The sequence below is a fragment of the Streptomyces sp. NPDC001002 genome (genome assembly GCF_053599215.1).
Genome location: NZ_JBSFLV010000007.1, coordinates 1 through 23,413 on the forward strand (window position 1 = coordinate 1; position 23,413 = coordinate 23,413).

The 23,413-nt window shown below is 69.6% G+C and carries 13 protein-coding genes; 9 read left to right on the forward strand and 4 right to left on the reverse strand.

The window, feature by feature from the left end; genetic code table 11:
• On the reverse strand, positions 1 to 1,915 hold a 1,915-nt coding region (locus ACWDR3_RS05640), incomplete at its 3' end, for a glycoside hydrolase family 48 protein (RefSeq protein WP_450351036.1).
• A gap of 368 nt (positions 1,916 to 2,283) precedes the next feature.
• Here ACWDR3_RS05640 and ACWDR3_RS05645 point away from each other — a divergent pair.
• From ACWDR3_RS05645 to ACWDR3_RS05655, 3 genes are all read left to right on the forward strand, one after another.
• Positions 2,284 to 3,714: a cellulase family glycosylhydrolase gene (locus tag ACWDR3_RS05645; RefSeq protein WP_450351037.1), complete on the forward strand. Its 1,431-nt coding sequence runs from the start codon at positions 2,284 to 2,286 to the stop codon at positions 3,712 to 3,714.
• A gap of 13 nt (positions 3,715 to 3,727) precedes the next feature.
• Positions 3,728 to 5,443, forward strand: a complete 1,716-nt coding sequence (locus tag ACWDR3_RS05650; protein WP_450351038.1) for a glycoside hydrolase family 6 protein — start codon at positions 3,728 to 3,730, stop codon at positions 5,441 to 5,443.
• Between the two features lie 201 nt (positions 5,444 to 5,644).
• Positions 5,645 to 6,550 carry a class I SAM-dependent methyltransferase gene (locus tag ACWDR3_RS05655; protein WP_450351040.1) on the forward strand — a complete coding sequence of 302 codons (906 nt, stop codon included), beginning with the start codon at positions 5,645 to 5,647 and terminating at the stop codon, positions 6,548 to 6,550.
• Positions 6,551 to 6,562: 12 nt separating this feature from the next.
• On the opposite strand, the gene ACWDR3_RS05660 is transcribed toward ACWDR3_RS05655, so the two are convergent.
• Positions 6,563 to 8,080, reverse strand: a complete 1,518-nt coding sequence (locus tag ACWDR3_RS05660; protein ID WP_450351041.1) for a glycosyltransferase family 39 protein — start codon at positions 8,078 to 8,080, stop codon at positions 6,563 to 6,565.
• A gap of 160 nt (positions 8,081 to 8,240) precedes the next feature.
• Here ACWDR3_RS05660 and ACWDR3_RS05665 point away from each other — a divergent pair, with 160 nt between their 5' ends.
• Both ACWDR3_RS05665 and ACWDR3_RS05670 read left to right on the forward strand, forming a co-directional pair.
• A complete protein-coding gene (locus ACWDR3_RS05665) occupies positions 8,241 to 11,744 on the forward strand; it encodes an nSTAND1 domain-containing NTPase (RefSeq protein WP_450351043.1) in 3,504 nt (1,167 codons plus the stop codon).
• 234 nt (positions 11,745 to 11,978) lie between these two features.
• Positions 11,979 to 12,677 carry an SDR family oxidoreductase gene (locus ACWDR3_RS05670; RefSeq protein ID WP_450351045.1) on the forward strand — a complete coding sequence of 233 codons (699 nt, stop codon included), beginning with the start codon at positions 11,979 to 11,981 and terminating at the stop codon, positions 12,675 to 12,677.
• Positions 12,678 to 12,690: 13 nt separating this feature from the next.
• Here ACWDR3_RS05670 and ACWDR3_RS05675 read toward each other — a convergent pair whose 3' ends face one another.
• Together ACWDR3_RS05675 and ACWDR3_RS05680 are read right to left on the reverse strand one after the other, a co-directional pair.
• Positions 12,691 to 13,386, reverse strand: a complete 696-nt coding sequence (locus ACWDR3_RS05675; protein ID WP_450351047.1) for a glycoside hydrolase family 75 protein — start codon at positions 13,384 to 13,386, stop codon at positions 12,691 to 12,693.
• A 231-nt stretch (positions 13,387 to 13,617) separates the two neighbouring features.
• On the reverse strand, positions 13,618 to 14,454 hold the full coding sequence (locus ACWDR3_RS05680; RefSeq protein ID WP_450351048.1) for an aldo/keto reductase: 837 nt from the start codon (positions 14,452 to 14,454) through the stop codon (positions 13,618 to 13,620).
• Between the two features lie 315 nt (positions 14,455 to 14,769).
• Here ACWDR3_RS05680 and ACWDR3_RS05685 point away from each other — a divergent pair, with 315 nt between their 5' ends.
• From ACWDR3_RS05685 to ACWDR3_RS05700, 4 genes are read left to right on the forward strand one after another with little or no spacing between them, the layout of a single operon-like run.
• A complete protein-coding gene (locus ACWDR3_RS05685) occupies positions 14,770 to 16,029 on the forward strand; it encodes a glycoside hydrolase family 88/105 protein (protein WP_450351049.1) in 1,260 nt (419 codons plus the stop codon).
• A 4-nt stretch (positions 16,030 to 16,033) separates the two neighbouring features.
• Positions 16,034 to 16,822, forward strand: a complete 789-nt coding sequence (locus ACWDR3_RS05690; protein ID WP_450351050.1) for a Tat pathway signal sequence domain protein — start codon at positions 16,034 to 16,036, stop codon at positions 16,820 to 16,822.
• 11 nt (positions 16,823 to 16,833) lie between these two features.
• Positions 16,834 to 21,339, forward strand: coding sequence for a glycosyl hydrolase family 28 protein (locus tag ACWDR3_RS05695; RefSeq protein ID WP_450351051.1), 4,506 nt, complete (start codon positions 16,834 to 16,836; stop codon positions 21,337 to 21,339).
• Entirely contained in the window at positions 21,336 to 23,378 is a 2,043-nt protein-coding gene (locus ACWDR3_RS05700) for a PQQ-dependent sugar dehydrogenase (RefSeq protein ID WP_450351053.1), read from the forward strand. Before ACWDR3_RS05695 ends, ACWDR3_RS05700 begins: the two co-directional genes overlap by 4 nt.
• The last annotated feature ends 35 nt before the right edge of the window (positions 23,379 to 23,413 follow it).

Genomic DNA, 23,413 nt, shown 5'->3' on the forward strand with positions numbered 1-23,413 from the left:
CACGGCATCCAAGTAGGCCGCACGCAACCGGGTCACCGTGCCCAGCGAGGTCGGCAACAGCAGCCACGCGGCCGGCCCGAGCAGCCTGAGCACCATGCAGATAGTCGCCCATCTTCGCCGCCTTGCCCACGGTCGCGGAGACGTCCCCGCCCTTGCCCTGCGCCTTGGCCCACACGTCCGCCCAGTACGCGGCCTGCACGGCCCGCGCGTCGGCGTCCGGGGCGTCGGTGTACTTCCACTGCTTGGCGTACGACGAGTCACCGGTGAAGAGGTCCAAGTACCCGTTCGTTCCGCCGTACTTGAAGGCGTCGCAGGTCGGCTGCGGCACCGTCTCCCACACCGACTCCTGCGCACCGCGCTGGAAGGTGTTGATGTACGACGGTCCATCGGCGGCTGGTCCGGCCTCGCAACCGCCGCCGGGTGTGTCGCCGTACCCGTAGACGTTGTCGACGTCCTGCAGCCAGTGCATGCCGTACACGTCGTCCGTGCCGTACGCGCTCTTCAACTCGCCCGCGATCGGGTCCGAGCCGACCGGGACCGACGGGTCGAGCTTCGCCGGGTACTCGTTCGGAGTGTCCAGTTCGGGCGCGTAGGTCGCCGGTTTCGACGCGTTGTAGAAGGAGTTGGTGGGCTGGTCGGCGTGGGTGGGGATCATGTACTTCTCCATGAGCGCCCACGCGCCGTTGAACTTGGACCAGTCACCGGTGACCTTGCCGTACATGGCCTGCAGCCACAACAGGTAGCTGTACGCCTCCGATGTGGTCTCATGGCCCTGGTCCGGCGCCTCGACGATCAGCGTCTCGACCGAGTGGTACGGGACGCCCTCGGGCGAGAAGTAGCCGTTCGCCGGGTTGGTGATCTTCCCGTAGAGATCCAGGAAACGGGCGTCGTATGCCTTCGAGGCCGCCAGCTCCGTCACCGTGACCGCCACCTTGGCGTGGCCGGTCGCCGACGACTCGAAGGACGCCGAACCCGTGCCGGAGGCGTCTGCGGTGATCGTCACCGTCTGCGCCGTGCTCCAGTTGGCGGGCGTGAAGGTGAGCGTCGCGCCGCCGGTGACGGACAGACCGGTGTTGCCGCTCGCGCGGGCCGTCGTGACGGTGACATTGGCGCTCGGCTGCGTCGACAGCTTCACCGCGTACGTGCCCGACTTGCCCTGCTGGACGCCGAGTTGGGTGGGGGAGGCGACCACGGCAGGACCCGAGGCGACCGTGATGCCGACCGGTGTCGACGACGCGGACGCGCCCAGACTGTCGTACGCCTTCGCCACCAGGGAGTGGCTGCCCACGGCGAGCCCGGTGGCCGAGAACGTGAACGGCGCGCTGGTGTCCGTGCCGAGCAGGGTCGTGTCGTCGTAGAACTCGACCTTGCTGATCGTCGCACTGTCCGCCGCGGCGGCCGTCGCCGCGAGCGGGACCGCGGTGCCCTGCGTGTAGACCGCGCCGGCCGTGGGGCTGGTCAGCACGGTGACCGGCGGCTGATGCGCGCCGACACAACTGGTGCCGTTGATCGCGAAGTTGCTCGGCGCGGTGTTGGTTCCGGAGTACGAGAACTGCGCACCGGTGGAGACGGCCGCGCCCGCCGCGATCGTTCCGTTGTAGGAGGCGTTCTGCACGGTGATCGACTGGCCGGACTGCGACCAGGTGCCGTTCCAGCCGTTGGAGAGCTTCTGGTTGCCGGAGTAGGCGTAGGTCAGCGTCCAGCCGCTGATGGCGTCGGTGCCCCGGTTGGTGAGCGTGAGGTCCGCGGTGAAGCCGGAGCCCCAGTCGTTCGCCTTGTAGTCCACGCTGCACTGAAGTGCCGCTGCCTGTGCGGGAGTTGTTCCGGTACCGAGCATCGTGAGGGGAAGCGCGAGGGCGGCCACGACGGCGGTCCACAGGCGCCGCGCACGGCGGCGTCTCCTGCTGGGGTGCATGTGCTGGTCCTCCTTGCGGCTCTGAGGGGGGAGCTCTGAGAGGCGGCTCTGAAGGGGGTGGGGGTCGAGCAGCAACAAGCCTTGAACCAGTGGGAGCGCTCCCATAGTGGGGATGGGGGTGAGAGCGGTCAAGGTGCTTGAAGAGTCGAAAAGATTCGACGACCGGTGGTTGGGGGAAAGTCGGCAAACTCTGTGACTCCCCTGTCCTTTGCCGTCACTTGGCGCTAGCTTCGTTGATACCAGTGGGAGCGACTCCATCAGTCGACGCGTCCGTCACGACGCGCCCGAGCTGCAAGGACTCGCTCATGCGACACCCTCCGCGTTCAGTACTTTTAGCCGCCGCCGGAGCGGTCGCCCTTGTCGGGGCCATGACCATTCCGGTCGTCACGGCGCAAGGAGCAACACCCGCCTGCACGGTGGAGTACTCCGTCACCAGCCAGTGGGACACGGGCTTCCAGGGCTCGGTGACGATCACCAACAACTCGGCGGCCGTGAGCAGTTGGAGCCTCGCCTTCGACTTCGCGAACGGCCAGAAGGTCACCCAGGGCTGGAACGCCAAGTGGTCCCAGTCCGGCACGACGGTGACGGCCGCCAACGAGAGCTGGAACGGCGCGCTCGGCACGGGCGCGAGCATCGGCGTCGGGTTCCTCGGCTCCCGGTCGGGGACCAACGCCGTACCGACGTCGTTCAAGCTCAACGGGACTGTGTGCAACGTCGATTCACAGCCGCCGACCGATCCGACGGACCCTACCGATCCAACTGATCCACCGGATCCGGGTGACGGCACCGCGCCCGCCCTGCACGTCTCCGGGAACAAGCTCGTGGACGCCGGCGGGACCACCCGACGCCTCCTCGGCGTCAACCGGTCCGGCGGCGAGTTCATGTGCGTCCAGGGCTACGGGATCTGGGACGGGCCCGTGGACGACGCGGCGGTCAAGGCGATCGCCGACTGGAAGGCCAACACCGTCCGCATTCCGCTCAACGAGGAGTGCTGGCTGGGTCTTTCCAACATCAAGCCCGAGTACGGCGGCGCCAACTACACCGCCGCCGTCAAGGACCTGGTGGCCCGCGTCGAGGCGCACGGCATGACACCGGTCGTCGAACTGCACTGGACCTACGGGCAGTACACCGGCAACTCGGCCGGCTGCTCCGACGTGCACGCCACCTGCCAGAAGCCGATGCCGGACATGCAGTACACGCCGTCCTTCTGGTCCTCGGTGGCGAACACCTTCAAGGACGACCAGGCCGTCGCCTTCGACCTGTTCAACGAGCCCTACCCGGACCGCGCCACGTCCACGACCACCCAGGCGTGGCAGTGCTGGCGCGACGGCGGCAGCTGCCCCGGCATCTCCTACGAGGTCGCCGGCATGCAGGACCTGGTCGACGCCATCCGCGGCACCGGCGCGGCGAACGTCATCCTGGCCGGCGGGCTGGCCTACTCGAACGACCTCAGCCAGTGGCTGACGTACAAGCCCACCGACCCCAAGGGCAATCTGGTCGCCGCCTACCACGTCTACAACTTCAACACCTGCGCGAGCGAGAGCTGCTGGAACTCCACGCTCGCCCCGGTCGCGGCCCAAGTGCCGCTGGTGGCCGGGGAGATCGGCGAGAACACCTGCTCCCACGCCTTCGTCGACCAGGTCATGAAGTGGTTCGACGACCGGAACCTCTCCTATCTGGGCTGGACCTGGAACACCTGGGACTGCTCCTCGGGTCCGTCCCTGATCTCCAACTACGACGGCACACCCACGTCGTACGGCATCGGACTGCGCGATCACCTGCGCGCCCTCAACGGATAGGAAACCCGCACTCATGAGCCGTACCAGAACAGCGATACTCGCCGCCCTGGCGCTGGTCGCCGGGGCCACCGGGACGGCGGCCGCCGTCGTGCCCGGCGACGTCGGGATCGCCGCGATCCCGTGCAGCGTCGACTACAAGGTGCAGAGCCAGTGGGACGCCGGCTTCACCGCCGCCGTGACGGTCACCAACAACGGGGCCGCCAAGAGCAGTTGGGCGGTGAAGTGGTCGTACGCCGGAAACCAGAAGGTCACCCAGGGCTGGAACGCGAAGATCAGCCAGAGTGGGGCTGCTGTCACCGCCGCCAACGAGACGTACAACGGGAGCCTGCCGAGCGGTGGTTCGGTCAGTTTCGGATTCAACGCCTCCTACAGCGGCACGAATGCGCTGCCGACCACGTTCACCCTCGACGGAGTGACCTGCAACGTGGACGACGGGGGCGGTGGACCCACGGACCCAGGCGATCCCGGCGAGCCGTCCACCAAGGTCGACAACCCGTACACCGGCGCCAAGGTGTACGTGAACCCCGAGTGGTCGGCGAAGGCGGCGGCCGAGACCGGTGGCAGCCGGATCTCCAACCAGCCCACCGGCGTCTGGCTGGATCGCATCGCCGCGATCAACGGGGTCAACGGCGGCATGGGGCTGCGCGCCCATCTCGACGCGGCGCTCGCGCAGAAGGGCAGCGGCGAGGAAGTCGTGCAGTTGGTTGTTTATGACCTCCCCGGACGGGACTGCGCTGCCCTCGCCTCCAACGGTGAGCTCGGACCGACGGAGATCGACAAGTACAAGACGCAGTTCATCGACCCGATCGCGGCGATCCTCGCCGACAGCAAGTACGCGGGTCTGCGGATCGTCACGACCATCGAGATCGACTCGCTGCCCAACCTGGTGACCAACACGGGCAGTCGGGCCACCGCCACTCCCGCCTGCGACACCATGCTGGCCAACGGCAACTACGTGAAGGGCGTCGGCTACGCGCTGGCCAAGCTCGGCGCGATCCCCAACGTCTACAACTACATCGACGCCGGCCACCACGGCTGGCTCGGCTGGGACGACAACTTCGCGCCCTCCGCGACCCTGTTCAAGCAGGCGGCGACCAGTGAGGGCGCGACCGTCGACGACGTCCACGGCTTCATCACCAACACGGCCAACTACAGCGCCCTGAAGGAGAACAACTTCACCATCAACGACACCGTGAACGGCACGTCCGTGCGGCAGTCCAAGTGGGTGGACTGGAACCGGTACGTGGACGAGTTGTCGTACGCCCAGGCCTTCCGTACGCAGTTGGTGTCGGTGGGCTTCAACTCCGGTATCGGCATGCTGATCGACACCTCCAGGAACGGCTGGGGCGGCACCGCGCGGCCCGCCGGGCCGGGTGCGACGACGAGCGTGGACACGTATGTCGACGGCGGGCGCTACGACCGGCGGATCCATGTCGGGAACTGGTGCAACCAGGCCGGGGCCGGTCTTGGTGAGCGGCCGAAGGCGGCTCCTGCTGCTGGGATCGACGCGTATGTGTGGATGAAGCCGCCGGGGGAGTCGGACGGGTCCAGCACCGCCATTCCCAACGACGAGGGGAAGGGGTTCGACCGGATGTGCGACCCGACGTACACGGGTAATGCGCGGAACGGGAACAGCATGTCGGGGGCGTTGGCCAATGCGCCGTTGTCTGGGCACTGGTTCTCGGCGCAGTTCCAGCAGCTGATGCAGAACGCGTATCCGTCGCTCTAGGCTTTGGCGGGTTTGGTTGAGTTTTGGCTGCGGGCCGGTTGTGGCTGGTCGCGCAGTTCCCCGCGCCCCTTAGGGGGCGTGGGGGTCAGCCTTTTTCGCATGGATCCCGGCGTTTTTGTTGCCGACACGGCAACTGTTGTTGCCGTTCTGTCGTGTGCCGGAGCAGTCTGGGAGCCGTATCCGGACGAGAGGCTTCCTTCCATGGCGCACGACCACGATCACGGGCACGAGCACGGACACACCCATGGGCACGATCATCACCACACCGATCTCGACTGGGCCGCGATGGCGCCGCGGCTTGAGGCGCAGGCCGAGCTGTTCACGTCGTTGTACGAACGGGCCATGGCCTGGCTGGCCGACAAGCAGACCGAGCCCGGGCTGATCGTGGACGCGGGCAGTGGACCGGGTGTCGTCGCCTGTCTGCTGGCCGAGGCCTTTCCGGGGGCACGGGTCGTCGCCGTCGATGGCGCCGAGCCGCTGCTCGACCGGGCCCGCGACCGCGCCGACCGGCTCGGTGTCCGCGACCGCTTCGGCACGCTCTCCGGTGAACTGCCCGGTGTGCTGGAGGAGTTGGACTACCCGGCCGATCTGCTGTGGGCCAGCCGCAGTCTGCATCACCTCGGTGACCAGCGGGCCGCGCTCGCCGCCTTCGCCGCGCGGCTCGCGCCCGGCGGCACGCTGGCCCTGATGGAGGGCGGACTGCCCGCGCGCTTCCTGCCGCGTGACCTCGGTTTCGGACGCCCCGGCTTGCAGGCGCGGCTCGACGCGCTGGAGGAGGAGTGGTTCGCCGAGATGAGGGCGAACCTGCCGGGCGCCGTCGCCGAGGCGGAGGACTGGCCGGCGCTCCTGGCCTCGGCGGGCCTGCGCCCGACCGGCACCCGCACCTTTCTCCTCGACCTGCCCGCCCCGGCCAAGGACCGGGCCCGCGCCTACATCGCCGACACCCTCACCCGCCTCCGCGACGGCTTCGGCGACCACCTCGACCCGGACGACCGCACGACCCTCGACCGCCTCCTGGACCCCGACGACAAGGCGAGCGTCCACCACCGCCCGGACGTCTTCGTGCTGGCCGCGCACACCGTGCACACGGCCGTGCGGGCCGCCTGAGGCGTACGGCGCTCAGCAGCCGCCCGGCCGTGCGTACACCGTGAGCCGCGCGCCCGGTAGCCGTCGGGTGGCGCACTCCACGAAGTCCTCGGCCAGCACCTCCCGCTTGGCGGCCTCCTGCGGTGTTCGGTCGACAGGCTGGCCCGCCGGGTCGCGCAGGGCGATGATCCGGGTCGCGGCGCGCAGGTGGGCGCGGATCTCCGATGCCGACAGCTCCGTGCCGTAGAGGGTGTGCGAGGCGGCCGGGGGGCCGGACAGGGCCAGGTCGGGCAGGGCGCGGAAAGGGGCTGGGTCGGGGAGGGACCACACCCGGCGGCGGGACGGCAGGTAGACGATGCCGTCGGCGCCCTGGCCGGCGCTGCGGACCGCCTCGGCGATCGCGGTGACATCGTCGGTACGGCTGTGCGCGGTGCGCAGGTCCAGGGTCACCGGCAGCAGGGCGAGGAGAGCAGCGCCGGCCGCGAGCACGGCGCCGGTGCGGATGCGGCCGCGTGCGCGGACCAACCGGTCGAGGGCGGCGCCGACCAGCAGGGCCGTCCCGGCGTGCGCGTAGAGGACGTAGCGGTCCACGTACAGCGGTTTGACCAGGGAGAACAGGAGAAGCAGCAGGGGCGGGAGCACGAGGAGGGACAGCGCCGGCATGATCGGGTCCCGGCGGCCCGCTCGGCGTAGCACCCAGGCGCAGGCCAGCCCAAGCGCCGCCACCCCGGCGAAGCCCAGGATCGCGCCCGCTCCGATCCCGCCGATCCATGCCACCTGTTCGGTCTGGCGCGTGCTCAGTACGGCCAGGGGGGCGAGGCAGACACAGATGCCCGTCATGGTGCGCAGTCCGGCGGCGCGGGAACCTCGCGGCAGCGCCAACAGGTGGGCGGGCAGGGCGAGTACGGCGAACTCGTGCATCGCGCACGCGGCGAGCGCGACGGCGCCGTAGGCCGACCAGGCGCGGACGGTGCCCGTTCGCACGGCTCGCAGCAGCAGGTACGTGGCCCAGACGACCAGCGCGCAGACCAGTGCGTACGAACGGCCCTCCTGCGCGTAGCGCTGCACGGGCGGTAGCAGTACGAAGACGACTCCGGACAGCAGGCCCGCGCGTGGCCCGGCCAGGCGGTGTCCGAGCAGCGCCACCGTCCCGGCCGCCGCTGTGATCGCCAGCAGCGAGGGCAGCCGGAGCACGAGCAGCGGATCCGCCCCGCCGGTGACGGCGAACAGGCCGTGCATCAAGAGGTAGTAGACGCCGTGCACCGCGTCCGCGTGGCCCAGCGTCGCCCACAGGTCTGGCAGTGAGCGCCGCGCCATGTCGTACGTCACCGCCTCGTCCCGCCACATGCTGCCGCCGCGACGCAGGCCCCACAGCCCGAGGGCGAGGGAGAGGACGACGGGGGCCAGGACCACGGCCGTGGGGGTGCGTGCGGGTCCGGCAGCGCGGGGGCGGTGGGTGTCCTGAGGCCTGACGGCGGTGGCTAGTTGCTCGGGTGCGTGTGTCGTGGCGATGGTCGGCTCCGGTGCGTGGCAGTGGTCGCGAACAGGCATGCGGGATCGCTTGGAGGCATGCGGGGGTTCGCGAAGCGGCGCGTGTCACCGACGAGTTCAGAGGTCAGGGGATTGTTGGGCAGCCCCCAACCGGCGCGCCGAACAATTCGACGAGCTGGTTGTTAGCGTGTGAAGCGACCGTGGCGAAGGGGGAACGCGCATGGGACGCAAGGAGAAACCGCTCGATCCGGGGGACGGCGTCGTCCAGCGGTTCGCCTACGAACTGCGCAAGCTGCGCGACGAGGCGAACAGCCCGACGTACCGCGAGATGGCGCGCCGCGCGGGCTACTCGGCGCCGACCCTGTCCGCGGCGGCGGGCGGCGAACGGCTGCCCAGCCTGCCGGTGTTGCTCGCCTACGTCAGCGCGTGCGGCGGCGATCCGGCGGAGTGGGAGCTGCGGCTGCGCGAGGCCGTCGCCGAGGCCGCCGACGTCCGCGCGAGCGAGGACACGGAGGCGGAGGACAGCCCCTATCCCGGACTCGCCCGCTTCGAGACCGGCGACGGCGAGCACTTCCACGGCCGCGACGACCTGACCGCCGAACTGCTCCGACTCACCGCGCGTGCGAGGTTCGCGGCGGTCGTCGGCGCGTCGGGGAGCGGCAAGTCGTCTTTGTTGCGGGCGGGGTTGATACCGCGGCTGCGGGAGTACGGGGGAGTCGGCTTCCGGGAGCCGGAGGGAGCCCACTTCCGGGCGTCGCGGGGAGTCGGCTTCCGCGAGTCGGAGGGAGGCGACCTCCGGGAATCAGAGGGAGTCGACTTCCGACCCGCCGCCATCCGGCTCCTCACCCCGGGTCCCCATCCGGCCCGCACCCACGAAGCCCTCTTCACGCCCCACGACTCGCCCGGCGACACGCTGTTGGTCGTCGACCAGTTCGAGGAGGTCTTCACCCTCTGCGCCGACCCGGCCGAACGTGCGCGATTCCTCGGGCAGTTGCTACGCGCGGCCGACCCGACGTCACGGCTGCGCGTCCTGCTCGCCGTTCGCGCCGACTTCTACGGACGTTGCGCCGAACACGGGCCGCTCGCCGAGGCGTTGCGGGACGCCACGCTGCTCGCCGGGCCGATGACGGCGAGCGGGCTGCGGGAGGCGGTGGTGCGGCCCGCCGCGGCCTGTCGGCTCGTCGTCGAGCGTGCGCTCACCGCCCGGATCGTCGCGGACGTCGCCGACGAACCGGGCGGACTGCCCCTCATGGCCCACGCCCTGCGCGAGGTCTGGCGCCGGCGCACCGGCAAGACGCTCACCCTCGCCGCGTACGAGGCGGTCGGCGGTATCCATGGCGCCGTCGCGCACACCGCCGAAGAGACCTACGCGCGCTGCACGCCCGCCGAAGCCGACGCCGTCCGGGCGCTGCTGCTGCGGCTGGTGAACCCCGGCGAGGGCACCGAGGACACCCGGCGGCCGGCGAAGCGGGCGGAGCTCGACGCCGAATCGACCACCGCCCACGTCCTCGAACACCTCGTCCGCGCCCGGCTGTTGACGGTCGATGGTGACACGGTCGACCTCGCCCACGAGGCACTGATCGGCGCCTGGCCGCGACTGCGCGCGTGGATCGACGAGGACCGCGAGCGGCTGCGTCTGCACCGCAGGCTCACCGAAGCGGCGGGCGCCTGGGCCGAGTTGGGCCGGGACGCGGGGGCGCTGTACCGGGGGATACGGCTGTCGGAGGCGCGGGAGGCGTTCGGGGACGGGCGTGCGGAACAAAGCGGCGCCCGGACACGGGAGTTGAACCCCCTCGAACGCGACTTCCTCGCCGCCAGTGTCGCCGCGTACGAGCAGGGCGTACGGTCCGCCACCCGTGCCGCCCGCCGCCTGCGCACGCTCACCGGCGCGCTCGCCGTGCTGCTCTGTCTGGCCGTCGTCGCGGGTGTGGCCGCCTGGCGACAGGGCGGGGTCAGCGCACGGCAGCGCGACGAGGCCGAGGCCCGGCGGGTCGCAGCGCAGGCGGACACGCTGCGCGCCACCGAGCCGCGCACCGCGATGCGCCTCGCCCTGGCCGCCTGGCACACCGCCGACCTGCCCGAGACCCGGCAGGCGCTCAGGACGGCCGCCGCGCAGAGCGAACAGGACGAGTTCACCCAACCTGAGGACGGCGGCCGGGCCCTCAACGCCCCCGTCTGGCTCAGCCGGGACGGTCGGATCCTCTCAACTGTCGTGCACGACAAGGTCATTCAGTGGGACGTGCCGACCCACCGGCAACTGCGCTCGGTGCCGCGCCACGGCCTGTCGGCCAACGTGCTCGACGTCAGCCCGGACGGCCGCCTGGTCGCGTACCGGGACCCGGGCGGCCACGGCGTGCTGATCGGCGGACTCACGGACGGCAGCACGCGTCGGCTCGGCACCGCCGCGTGGGACAGCTCCGACGGTGGGTTCGGGCCCAGCGGGCACACCTTCTTCCGGCGAAGTCCCGGGCGTGGCACGGCTGAAGGGCGCGCGACGCTGGAGATGTGGGACGTGCGCACCGGGCGGGTGCTGCTGCGGTACGAACGGGGCGACGACGACGGCGGGTTGCCGGCGCTGAGCCCCGACGAGCGCTACATCGCCTGGTGCACGGACTACGACGGCGAGCTACGGGTCCTGGACACCGTGCGGCGCCGCCCGGTGACGACCCCGGTGCCCGCGGCCGCCGAACGGGCCCTGTGCCGTGGTGACGAGCTGGTGTTCTCCGCGGACAGCCGGGCCGTGGCGACCGCCGCCTCCGACGGGATCGTCACCTGGGACCTGCGCACCGGCCGGGAACGGCCCCGACTGCCGCTGGCCGGCGGCGGGAACGCCGTGGAGTTCGCCGGTCCCTATGCCCTGACCTGGAGTTCGGGCTCGCTCGCCCTGTGGCGCACGGATCTGCCGGAGCCGACGGACGACAGCCTGCGCGAACCGCTGCTCACCCTGCCCGTCGCCTCCTCGTCCGTCGGCAGCCTTCGGCTCGACCCCGAGGCAGGGATGGTGCGCTACGCGGAAGGCGGCCGGACCAGCGTCGTCCGGACCTTCTCGGTACAGGGGCTGATCGGCAGGGCCTGGCGGCAGAAGGCGGCCACCGTCGCCGCGTTCGACCGGCGGGGGCAGCCCGTACGGCAGGTGGCCGATCAGGACTCCGGACCCGTCGTCGTCGACCCGACCGGACGCACCGCGCTGACCGAGGAGGGCACGCTCGTCGATGTCGCAACCGGCAAGCGGCGCAAGGGAGATGGGGGAGTCAAGGGCGAGGATCTGCTGACCGCCGGTGCCTTCAGTCCCGACGGGCGATTCGTCGCGGTCGCCGATTTCCAGGACCGCGTCACGCTGTGGGACGCGCACGACTGGCGCCGGATCGCCGTACTGAAGGCGGTCGGCACCGCGCGGCACCAGGCCGCGCTGGCGTTCTCGGCCGACGGTTCGCTCGTCGTGGCCGGGGCGCCGGACGGTTCGCTCAAGGTGTGGGAGACGGCGACGCCCACCCTGCCCGCCGCGACGCTGCCGGCGGGGGACGGGCCGATCCTCGCGGTGGGCCTCACACCGGGCGGCTCCCAGGTGCGCATCGCCACGGCCCATCTGGCCGACCGCGCCCGCCCATTGGCGCCGGAGCGCGCCGCGGCCACGGTGTGCGAGCGGGCGGAGGGCGGGCTGAGCAGGGACGAGTGGGACCGGTACTTCCCGTCGGCCGAGTATCACGACACGTGCGAGGCGTGATGCGGGACGGGACGCCTGTGACGCCCGGTGCCGGACCGACGGGTGCGCGGCCCGCTGCCGGACCGGTGCGCGCGTGGCTCGATGCCGGACCGGTGCGTGGCTCGATGCCGGACCTCTGTGTGGCCCGCTGCCGGACCCGTGCGCGGCCCGCTGCCGGGACGGCTGCCGTCCTTGACATCGAGCGCGCTCCAACTGATCTACTCCCACCGTCACTGAGACACAGGGGGTACGCACATGACCGACTCTCCGGTCGCACTCATCACCGGCGGCGGCAGCGGTATCGGCGCCGCCGTCGCGCGGCAACTGCTCGACGCGGGCCACCGGGTGGCCGTCACCGGCCGCGGGGAGGCCCGGCTGCGCGGCTTCGCCGCCGAACTCGGCGACCCGGACGGCCTGTTGACGCTCGTCGGCAACGCGTCCGACTACGACGACGTCCAGGCGGCCGTCGCCACCACACTCAAGGAGTTCGGGCGACTGGACACGGTCGTCGCCAACGCCGGTTTCGCCTCCCACGACACGGTGGCGGAGGGCGACCCGGCCGGCTGGACCGACATGGTGCTGACCAACGTGCTCGGCCCCGCGCTCCTCGTCCGCGCGTCGATCGACGCGCTCAAGGAGACCCGGGGCCGGATCGTGCTGGTGGGCAGTGTCGCCGGCTTCGTGAACACCCCGGGCAACATCTACGGGGCGACGAAGTGGGCGGTGACCGGTCTCGCCGAGAACACCCGGCGCCAGGTCACCGACTGGGGCGTGGGCGTGACCCTGATCGCCCCGGGCCGCGTGGAGACGCCGTTCTGGGACGGGACCGGACTCCCGCCCGGGCACCTGCTCACCGCCGACCAGATCGCGGAGACGGTCGTGTGGGCCGTCCGGCAGCCCGACGGCGTCGACATCAACACCGTCGTCGTACGGCCGCTCGGACAGCCCAACTGACCGTGCTCCGCGCCTAGTTGTTGTTGAGGAACTGCTTGGCCAGGCTGTCCCCCAGCGTGACCGCGTTGTTGTGGTTCTCGATGGGGGACACCTGGGAGTTCTTGAAGAGGATGTAGGTGACGCCGGAGTCGGTGCCGCCGGTCTCGGGGTTGGGGTCGATGCCGAGCGCCGAGGCGGTGGCGTAGGAGGCCTCGCCGATGATGTTCGTGGGGCCGGTGTCGCCCACGACGGCGTACTCGACCTTGTTGTTGTAGATCACGGCGACCACGCCGCCGCCCTTGATGCCGGCGCTGGAGTAGTTCCAGATGCTGCTGGAGCTGGGCACGACGACGTACGGCAGTGAATCGGCCCGCAGGGGCTGGCCGTTGGACTGGTGGAACGCCGTGTCGTCCTGGTACCAGGGGTCGGTGGACTCGCTGCACTTCGCGGTGCGCTGGCCGTCGCAGTCGATGTCCATGTCGGCCTTCCAGAACACGGCGCCGTTCTTGCCGCACACCGGAATGGCGGCCGAAGTCTCGTCGTCGGTGCGGTACTTGCCGCTGGAGATCTGCTGACACGACGTCACCTTGGCCAGCAGGGAGGCCGCGCTGACCGAGCCCTCCTGGGTGGACGCCGGCCCTGCCGAGCCGTTCGCCTGGGCCGGGAGCACACCGGCCGCGAGAAGTGCGGCACCGGAGGCCGCGGCTAGGGTCAGTGTTCGTATGCGCACTGGTGGGGGACCCTTCTGTTAGGAAAGTTTCCTTACCGGTGCCGTACAAGGTGGCCCCATCGGCGTGTCCGCGTCAACCCCTGTGGCGTTCTTTTGGTACGGACCTGGTCTGCCGGACGGGTGAGGGTGCGACTGCGGTGCGGGCGAGGGTGCGACTGCCGGACGGGCGGGGGGTACGCGAAAGGGCCGCCCGTCCTGGGTGGACGGGCGGCCCTTCAGGCGTCGGTGCGGTCAGCCGGCGTTGAACGTCGTCGGGTCCGGGCCGAGGCGACGGTCCTCGTTCAGCGCGCTGATCGCCGCCAGGTCCTCGGTGTCCAGGCTGAAGTCGAAGACCTCGATGTTCTCCTTGATCCGGGACGGCGTCACGGACTTGGGGATCACGACGTTGCCGAGCTGGAGGTGCCAGCGCAGCACGACCTGGGCCGGGGTGCGGTTGTGCTTCTGGGCGATGGCGATGATCGCCGGGACCTCCAGGAGGCCGCGGCCCGAACCGAGCGGCGACCAGGCCTCGGTCGCGATGCCCTGCTCCGCGTGGTACTCACGCGCCGCGCGCTGCTGGAGCTGCGGGTGCAGTTCGATCTGGTCGACCGCCGGGATGACCGACGTCTCCTCGATGAGCCGCTTGAGGTGCTCCGGCTCGAAGTTGGAGACGCCGATCGCGCGGACCCGGCCGTCGGCGAGCAACTTCTCGAACGCCTTGTACGAGTCGACGTAGTTGTCCCTGGCCGGAGCCGGCCAGTGGATCAGGTACAGGTCGAGGTAGTCCAGGCCGAGCTTCTCCAGCGACGCGTCGAAGGCGCGCAGCGTGGCGTCGTACCCGTGGTCGGCGTTCCAGAGCTTGGTGGTGACGAACACGTCCTCGCGCGGGACGTCCGAGGCGGCGATGGCCTTGCCGGTGCCCTCTTCGTTGCCGTAGATCGCCGCTGTGTCGATGCTGCGGTACCCGGCCTCGAGCGCGGTGGCGACCGCCCGCTCCGCCTCGTCGTCCGGCACCTGCCAGACGCCGAAGCCCAGCTGGGGCATCTCGACGCCGTTGTTGAGGATGATCGGGGGGACCTTGCTGCTCACGAGCTCTCGATCCTTACGGTTGTGGTCGGGTGGCACTCCCATCGTCAACGATTACGGGCCGTGATGCATTCCTGACCGCAGAATCCGCGCAGAATCATCTCGAACTGACCGGCGGTTCAGTTCCGGAGGCCGAGATTGGCCGGAAAGCATCCGACCTCCTGGGCCCGAACCATTGACCGTGCCTCGTCATGCCGCGACTCTGGATCGCGCTGTCGGACGTATCGATGAACCCGGTGCACGCATGTGAACGGCGCCTGTGCTTGGGTTTTGCACGCTCCCAGACCCCCCACTCCCCTGGAGAGCAGGTATGCGCACATGAAGGACTACGTGTTCGCGGCCTCCCGAACGGAGCCGTCGACCCGGAGAACATCGGATGAAAGCGCCCGCCGACGCAGGCGCCTGCGGGCGGGACTCACGGCACTCGCGCTCGCCACCGCCACCCTGACCGCCCTGCCGGCGGCCGTACCGGCGCCGGCCGCGGCCGCTTCCGCGCCCTCAGTGATGCCCGCCGCCGCCCCCGATTGGTCCACGGCCGTCGTCGACTCGACGATGGCCCGCTACACGCCGAGCACCATCGGCGGCTGGTCCTATCCGGTCGGCCTCTACCTCTACGGCCAGTACCTCACCTACCAGCGCACCCACGAGCCGCGCTATCTGACCTACATCAAGAGCTACGTCGACCGCTTCGTGAAGAGCGACGGCTCCATCGACCAGTCGTTCAACAGTCTGGACAGCATGCAGGCCGGACGGCTGCTGGTGATCCTGCACCACGAGACCGGCCAGGACCGCTACCGCAAGGCGGCCAAGAAGATCCGCGACCGGCTGAACACCTATCCGCGCACGAGCGACGGCGGTTTCTGGCACGCCGACACCAGCAGCCGGGCGCACCAACTGTGGGCGGACGGCGTCTACATGGTGAACCCCTTCCTCGTCGAATATGGCAGGGAGTTCGGCGACCGCGCGTACACCGACGACGAGGCCGCCAAGCAACTCGCCGTCTACGGCGGCCATCTCCAGGTCGCGAACGGCCTGCTCAAGCACGCCTACGACGAGTCGAGGACCGTGAGCTGGGCGGATCCGCAGACCGGTCTCGCCCCGGAGCACTGGTGCCGGGCGGTCGGCTGGTACTCCATGGCGATCGTCAACGTCCTCGACGCGATCCCCGCCAACCAGCCGCGCAGGCCCCAACTCCTGGGAATCCTCCAACGATTGGCGGCCGGTCTGGAGAAGTACCAGGACCCGGCGACCGGACGCTGGTTCCAGGTGATGGACAAGGGCGACCGGGCCGACGACTGGACCGAGACGTCCTGCTCCAGCATGTTCACCTACGCCCTCTCGCGCGGCGCCCAACAGGGCTATCTGGACCCGCACTTCGCCACCGTGGCCCGGCGCGGCTACGAGGGTGTGCTGGCGAAGCTGTCGGTGGGCGCGGACGGCCGCACGAACCTGGCCGACATCACCGTCGGCACGAACGTCGGCGACTACGCCTACTACATCGCCCGCACCAGGGCCACCAACGACTTCCACGGCCTCGGTGCCTTCCTGATCATGAACGAACAGCTGCGGGGTGATTAGTGTCATGAGCACGTCCAGAAGGGCTCTTCTCGGGGCCGCCCTCGGCGGTGCGGCCGGCGCCGCCGTCGGACTGCCCGCACCGCCGGCCTCGGCCGCCTCCTGGCAGCAGAAATGGGCCCCCTCGGCGAGCGCCGACGGCCTCGGCGCCTTCGAGACGATCGAGGACGACCGCGCCGACTCGCACCCGGCCGGACAGCCCCACATCCACGCGACGGGCGCCAACTGGCGCTTCGACATGCACACCGTCGACCGCGACACGTCGACCGACCGGCAGCGTCAGGAGGTCACCGGGCTGCGCAACGGCAGCGGCTCGAACTACCTCAAGTGGACCGCCGGCCAGACCTGGCGGCTCACGTACTCGATGTACATCCCGAGCTCGCTGAAGGCGACCACCACCTTCACCCACATCATGCAGATGAAGCAGCCCGGCAGCGGCACCTCGCCGATCGTCGTGCAGTCGCTGCGCCGGGTGAACGGCGTGCAGACCATCGAACTGAAGCTCGCCATCGACGACATCCTCGTCGGCCGCACCGACCTGGCCCCGCTGCACGACAGGTGGACCGACGTCGACTTCCAGATCAAGGTCGGCAACGGCACGGCGGGCTCGGTCCGTTGGATTCTCACGTCCGGCTCCACGACGGTGATCGACGCGTCGAGGACCGGCGTCGACACCTTCCTCGCCGACCGGGTCCGCCCCAAGTGGGGCATCTACCGCTCCCTCGGCGACACCTCCGGCTCGTTGCAGAACACCTACCTGCTGCTCACCAACCTCCGCGGCTACCAACTCGTCTGAGGAGCCGTCACATGCGACCCCCCACCCCCCGCACCCACGGCGCGGCGACGATCGTCCTCCTGGTCCTCGCCGTCGTCCTCGGTCTCACCCACCCCACGACCGCTCTCGCGGCCCCCCGACAGCCCGCCGCCACCTACGACGTACGCGACTACGGCGCCAAGGGCGACGGCTCGGCCAACGACACCCCGGCCATCAACAAGGCCATCGACGCGGCCAGTTCGGCGACCGGCGGCGGCACGGTCCGCTTCCCGGCCGGCGCCTACAAGTCCAAGAACACCATCCACATGAAAAGCCATGTGACGCTCCAGGTCGACCGGGGCGCCACGATCCAGGGCTCCAGCGCCGACATCTACGACAAGGCCGAGGCCAACCCGTACGACGACTACCAGGACTACGGGCACAGCCACTTCCACAACGCGATGATCTACGGGGACCGGCTGACCGACATCGGCTTCGTCGGCGAAGGCGTCATCGACGGCATGGGCAACCTGATCACCGGCAACCCCAAGTCCGGCGAGGCCGACAAGATCATCTCGCTGACCCGGTGCGACGGGCTGAGGATCGGCGACGGACTCACCCTGCGCCGGGGCGGCCACTTCGCCGCCCTCATCAACGGCTGCAAGGACGTCACCTCGGACCGGCTGACCATCGACACCGCGAGCGACCGCGACGGCTGGAACATCATCTCCACGACGAACGTCACGGTGACGAACGCGAACATCAAGGCCAACGACGACGCCCTGGTCTTCAAGAGCGACCACGCCCTCGGCGCCAAGCTCCCCAACGGCCATGTCCGGGTGAGCGATTCATACCTCTCGGCCAGGTGCTGCAACGCCCTGATGTTCGGCTCCGAGACCTGCGGCGACTTCTCGGACTACCAGTTCGAGAAGATCCGTATCGAGGGCGCCGACAAGTCCGGCCTCGGCATGGTCTCGATGGACGGCGCGAAGATCTCCGACGTCCACTACCGCGACATCACCATGACCGGCGTCCACTCGCCGATCATGCAGAAGATCGGCACCCGCAAGCGCTGCGGGAACAGCCCCGGCATCGGCTCCATCAGCGACATCACCTACGACAACATCACCGCGACCGGCAACTCCCCGTCGTTCAGCCCGACTCTGTGGGGCGAGACCGGCCACCGGATCCACGGCGTCACGTTCAACCACGTCGACATCACTGTCCCCGGCGGCAACGGCACCATGTCGACCGGCGTGCCGAGCAACGATCCCAACGACTACAACCCCAAGGCCATCGGCACCCGGCCCGCCTACGGCTGGTACCTGCACAACGCCGACGACATCCAATTCACCGACAGTTCCGTGAAGTTCGCGGCGAACGACGGCCGTCCCGCCGTCATCGCCAACGCGGCGAGCGACCTCCGCTTCACCGGCTTCACCGCACAGCGCGGCAGCAACTCGCCCTACGACCTGGGCTTCCAGGACGTGAACGGCTACTGCGTGAGCGGCGCCGGCTCGCCGCGCGTGTCCAGCACCGGCTCCACCGAGAACTGCGCGCCCGCGAACGCCCGCCCGCTCGACCTGGAGAACCCCCGCCAGGACTTCCTCCGCGCCTCCGTCGGCGGCCTCTTCCTGCACTGGGGCCTGCGCACCGCCCCTGCCCACACCAGCTGCGCCGGATGGGAAAGCGATGTCACCAACGGCGGCTGGACGCCCGACTACTGGGTCAACGAGGCGCGGAAGCTGCACACCCAGTACCTCGTCCTCGCCACCTTCCACAGCCGCCTAGGCTACGCCCGCCCCTGGCCCTCGAAGATCCCTGGTTCCTGCGCCACCAAGCGGGACTTCCTCGGCGAACTGATCACCGCCGCCAAGGCCAAGGGGATGAAGGTCGTCCTCTACATGACCGACGACCCCCAGTGGCACGACGAGGGCGGCCACGAGTGGCTCGACTCGGCCGCCTACTCCGCCTACAAGGGCAAGGACGTCGACCTGACCACCCGTGACGGCTTCGGGCAGTTCAGCTACGACAACTTCTTCGAGGTCATGGATCGCTACCCCGACCTCGGCGGCTTCTGGATCGACAACGACAACGCGTACTGGGAGAGCCACGACCTCTACCGGCAGATCTACGACAAGCGCCCGAACTACACGATCAGCAACAACAACGAAGACACGCCGATCATGGACATGATCAGCAACGAACAGAAGACGGGAATGACCCCGGCCTACGACTACCCGCAGGCCGTCTACACCGCCCAACCCCGCCTGACCGAGGCCGACTTCAAGCTGCCCTCGTCCGGCGCCTGGTGGTACGACGGCTCCGATCCGGCCGTCGACAAGAAGCTCACCCTCGGCCGTCTGATCACCAACGCGGGCTCCTCGGTGAAGGCGCTGATGGCCGAGACAGCTCAGGTGAACGGTAGATTCCCGGCCAACCAGGCCGCCTTCAACACCTTCGCCGACTCCTACCTCGACCCCATCTGGGAGTCGTTGCACGGCACCGAGGGCGGCGGCTACATGTACGGCGGCCTCAAGCCCGGCTTCTGGAACGACGGCGCGCACGGCGTGACGACGATCAGCAAGACCGACCCGGACCTCCAGTACGTCCACGTCCTGACCCCACCGTCCACCAGCACTCTGCGCATCCGCGACAACGGCTACCGCATCGCCTCCGTCACCAACCTCCGTACGGGAGCGCCGGTTTCGTGGTCGCAGTCCGGCGGCGTCCTGAGCCTCACCGGCCTCGGCTCCTGGGACCCGTACGACACCGTCTTCAAGGTCACGACCGCCGGCCGGCAGGGCATCCTCGGCGGGGTCAAGGTGAGCGCGAGCGCCTCGGCGAGCGGACATGCGGCGACGGCCGCCGGGGACGGCAGCTACCTCACCTACTGGGATAACAACAAGACCTTGCCCGTCAACCTCACCTTCGACCTCGGCGCGGCCAAGAAGGTGCAGTACATCGGGCTCAACCAGCGCGAGGACTCCGTCGCCTACGCCCGCTCCGCCACCGAACAGTCCGCCCGCATCAAGGACTACAAGGTGTTCCTGAGCGACGACGGGACCACCTGGGGGAGCGCGGTCAAGACCGGCCAACTCCCCAGCCGCCGGGGCATCCAGGGCATCGACCTCACCGCCGCGAACGCCCGGTACGTACGCCTGGAGGTCGACACCACCTGGGCCGAGTCCACCGACACCACCCGCTACAAGCGGCTGCGGATCGACGAGGCCTGGATCGGCACGGCGTACGCCACCCCGGCGGCCTTCGGACCCATGTCGGACAACGGCCAGTCCCTGCGCCCCGCGATGGGCTGGAGCAGCTGGAGCTTCGTGCGCCGCACGCCCACCGAGGCGAAGATCAAGGCACAGGCGGACGCGATCGTGGCGAGCGGCCTCAAGGACCACGGCTTCGTGTACGTCAACCTCGATGACTTCTGGCAGAAGTGCGACTCCAACGGATTCACCGTCGACTCCTACGGCCGCTGGACCGTGGACAGCGCCAAATTCCCGTCCGGCATCAAGGCGTTGGCCGACTACATCCACGGCAAGGGGCTGAAGTTCGGCTTCTACGTCACCCCGGGCATCGCCAAGAACGCGGTCACCGCCAACACACCGATCGAGGGGACCTCGTACCACGCGAAGGACATCGCGGACACGTCGAGGACGGAGAAGAACTACAACTGCAAGAACATGTACTACATCGACTACGGGAAGCCGGGCGCGCAGGAGTTCGTGAACTCGTGGGCGAAGCAGTTCGCCTCCTGGGGAGTCGACTACCTGAAGATCGACGGCGTGGGCAGCGCCGACATCCCGGACGTCCAGGCCTGGGACAAGGCGCTGCGGGCGAGCGGACGGCCCATCAACTTCGCGCTGTCCAACAACCTTCCGATCGCCGACGCGGCCACCTGGCGGCAGCTGGCGAACAGTTGGCGCACCCAGGGCGACGTCGAGTGCTACTGCGGGCCGGGTTCCAACGGCAGCGGCTATCCGCTGACCGACTGGTCCCACGTGTCCGGACGCTTCAACTCGGCCGCCTCCTGGCAGCCGTACGCCGGTCCGGGCGGCTGGAACGACCTCGACTCGCTGGAGCTCGGGAACGGCGACCAGGTGGGTCTCACCGCCGACCAGCGCCGCTCGCACTTCACGCTCTGGGCGATGGCGGCCTCGCCGCTGCTGCTCGGCACCGACCTCACGAAGCTGGACGCAGTCGACAAGGCGATGCTGACCAACGACCGGCTGATCGGGGTCGACCAGGACGGGGTGGCCGCGAAACGGGTTGTGAACAGTGGTGTCAAGCAGGTCTTCAGCAAACGGGAGAACAGCGGTGCCTACGTGGTCGCGCTGTTCAACACCGGGACGTCCGGCAACTCGACGGTCTCCGTGAACTGGTCGCAGGTGGGATTCACCGGCTCCGGTGACGTCACCGACCTCTGGTCCGGCTCCCACAAGGGCGTGATCGCCGATTCATACAGCGCGACGCTGCGGCCGGGCGAAACACGGCTGATCCGTGTGAACCCGGTCAACAGCGAGCTGAGGGTACTGAGGGGACAATCATGAAACGCGACAGAGTTCTCGCCCGGGCCGTCCCGCTGGCCCTCTCCTTCGCCCTCGCCGTGCCCCTCGTCGGCCTGAGCCAGGGCACCGCGAACGCGGCCACCGACTACCAGGCCGAGGACGCGGCCATCTCCCAGGGCACGGTCGCCACCAACCACACCGGCTACACGGGCACCGGCTTCGTCGACTACACCAACATCAAAGGCTCCTATGTGGAGTTCACGGTGAGCGCGACCGCCGCCGGCAGCTCCGCGCTCACCCTCCGCTTCGCCAACGGCACCGCCGTCGACCGGCCGATGGACATCTCCGTCAACGGCACGGTCGTCCAGTCCGCCGTCTCCTTCCCGGCCACCGCCGACTGGAACACCTGGACCACCAAGACCCTCAACGTCCCGCTGACCGCGGGCGCCAACAAGATCCGCGCCACCGCCACCACGGACAACGGCGGCCCCAACCTCGACCGCGTCAGCCTCGCCGCCGCGGCCGACACCCAGGCCCCGACCCGTCCCGGGCAGCCCAGTTGCCCGGACGTCGGCGAGGACGGGCTCACCCTGGCGTGGGGCGCGGCCACCGACAACGTGGCCGTCACGGCGTACGACCTCTACGAGCACGGCAACAAGATCGGGGAGGCGCCCGGGAGTTCGACGTCCAAGGCGCTGACCGGACTCACTCCGAACACCACCTACAACCTGACGGTCATCGCCCGCGACGCGGCCGGGAACACGTCTGCGGCGAGTCCGGTCGTCGACTGCACCACCGCGCCCAGCTCCGACACCACCCCGCCGACGAAGCCGGGCACGCTGTCCGCGACCGACATCACGGCGAACAGCGTCGCGCTCGGCTGGGGCGCCTCGACGGACGACCGCGCGGTCGTCGCGTACGACGTCCGCAGTGACACCACGGTCTACAAGACCGTCACCGGCGGTACGACGACCACGCTGACCGGGCTCGCCTGCAACAGCCCGTACAGCCTGAACGTCGTCGCCCGGGACGCGGCCGGCAACGTCTCCGCGGCGAGCAACACCGTCACCTTCACCACGAAGGCCTGCGCGACGGACGGCGGGGTGCCCTCCTCGGTCGCGTCCCTCTCCACCGGCTGGACCATCCCGTGGGGCACCTACTGGATGCCGGACGGGACGACCGCGCTGGTCACCGAGCGGGACGACTTCCGGGTCTGGAAGGTCACCAAGGACGGTGCCCGGACGCAGGTGGGGACCGTGCCCGAGGCGGTGACCACGAACGGCGAGGGCGGACTGCTCGGCGTCGCCGTCGACCCCAAGTGGGAGACCAACCACTACGTCTACTTCATGCACACCGCGTCCGAGGGCAACCGGGTCGTCCGCATGACCTACGACGGCACGAACCTGACCGGCTACAAGATCCTGCTCCAGGGCATCAAGAAGAACCGCTACCACAACGGCGGCCGCCTCGCCTTCGGCCCCGACGGCTACCTCTACGTCTCCACAGGCGAGGCCCAGACGCCCGATCTCGCGCAGGACAAGAACTCCCTCAACGGCAAGATCCTGCGCATGACGACGGACGGCAAGGCGGCCCCGGGCAACCCGTTCGGCAACTACGTCTACAGCCTGGGCCACCGCAACCCGCAGGGCCTCGCCTTCGACCGCAACGGCCGCCTGTGGGAAGCGGAGTTCGGCAACAGCTCCAAGGACGAGCTGAACCTCATCAAGCCCGGCGCCAACTACGGCTGGCCCACCTGCGAGGGCACCTGCAGCGTCTCTGGCATGACCAACCCCAAGGCCACCTGGAACGTCAACGAGGCCTCCCCGAGCGGCATCGCCATCGTCCGCAACGTCGTCTACATGGCGTCCCTGCGCGGCGAGCGGCTGTGGCGCATCCCGATCAACGGGGACAACGAGAGCGTCGGCACACCGACCGCGTACTACGTGGGGACCTACGGGCGGCTGCGCACGGTCACCAAGGTGCCGGGCGCCGACCAGTTGTGGCTGTCGACCACCAACTGCGACAACAACGGAGGTGCGGCGGACGGGGCGGACAAGATCTTCCGCGTGAACATCAGCTGAGCGGGCGCCGGCTGACGGGCCGTTAATTGACGGGG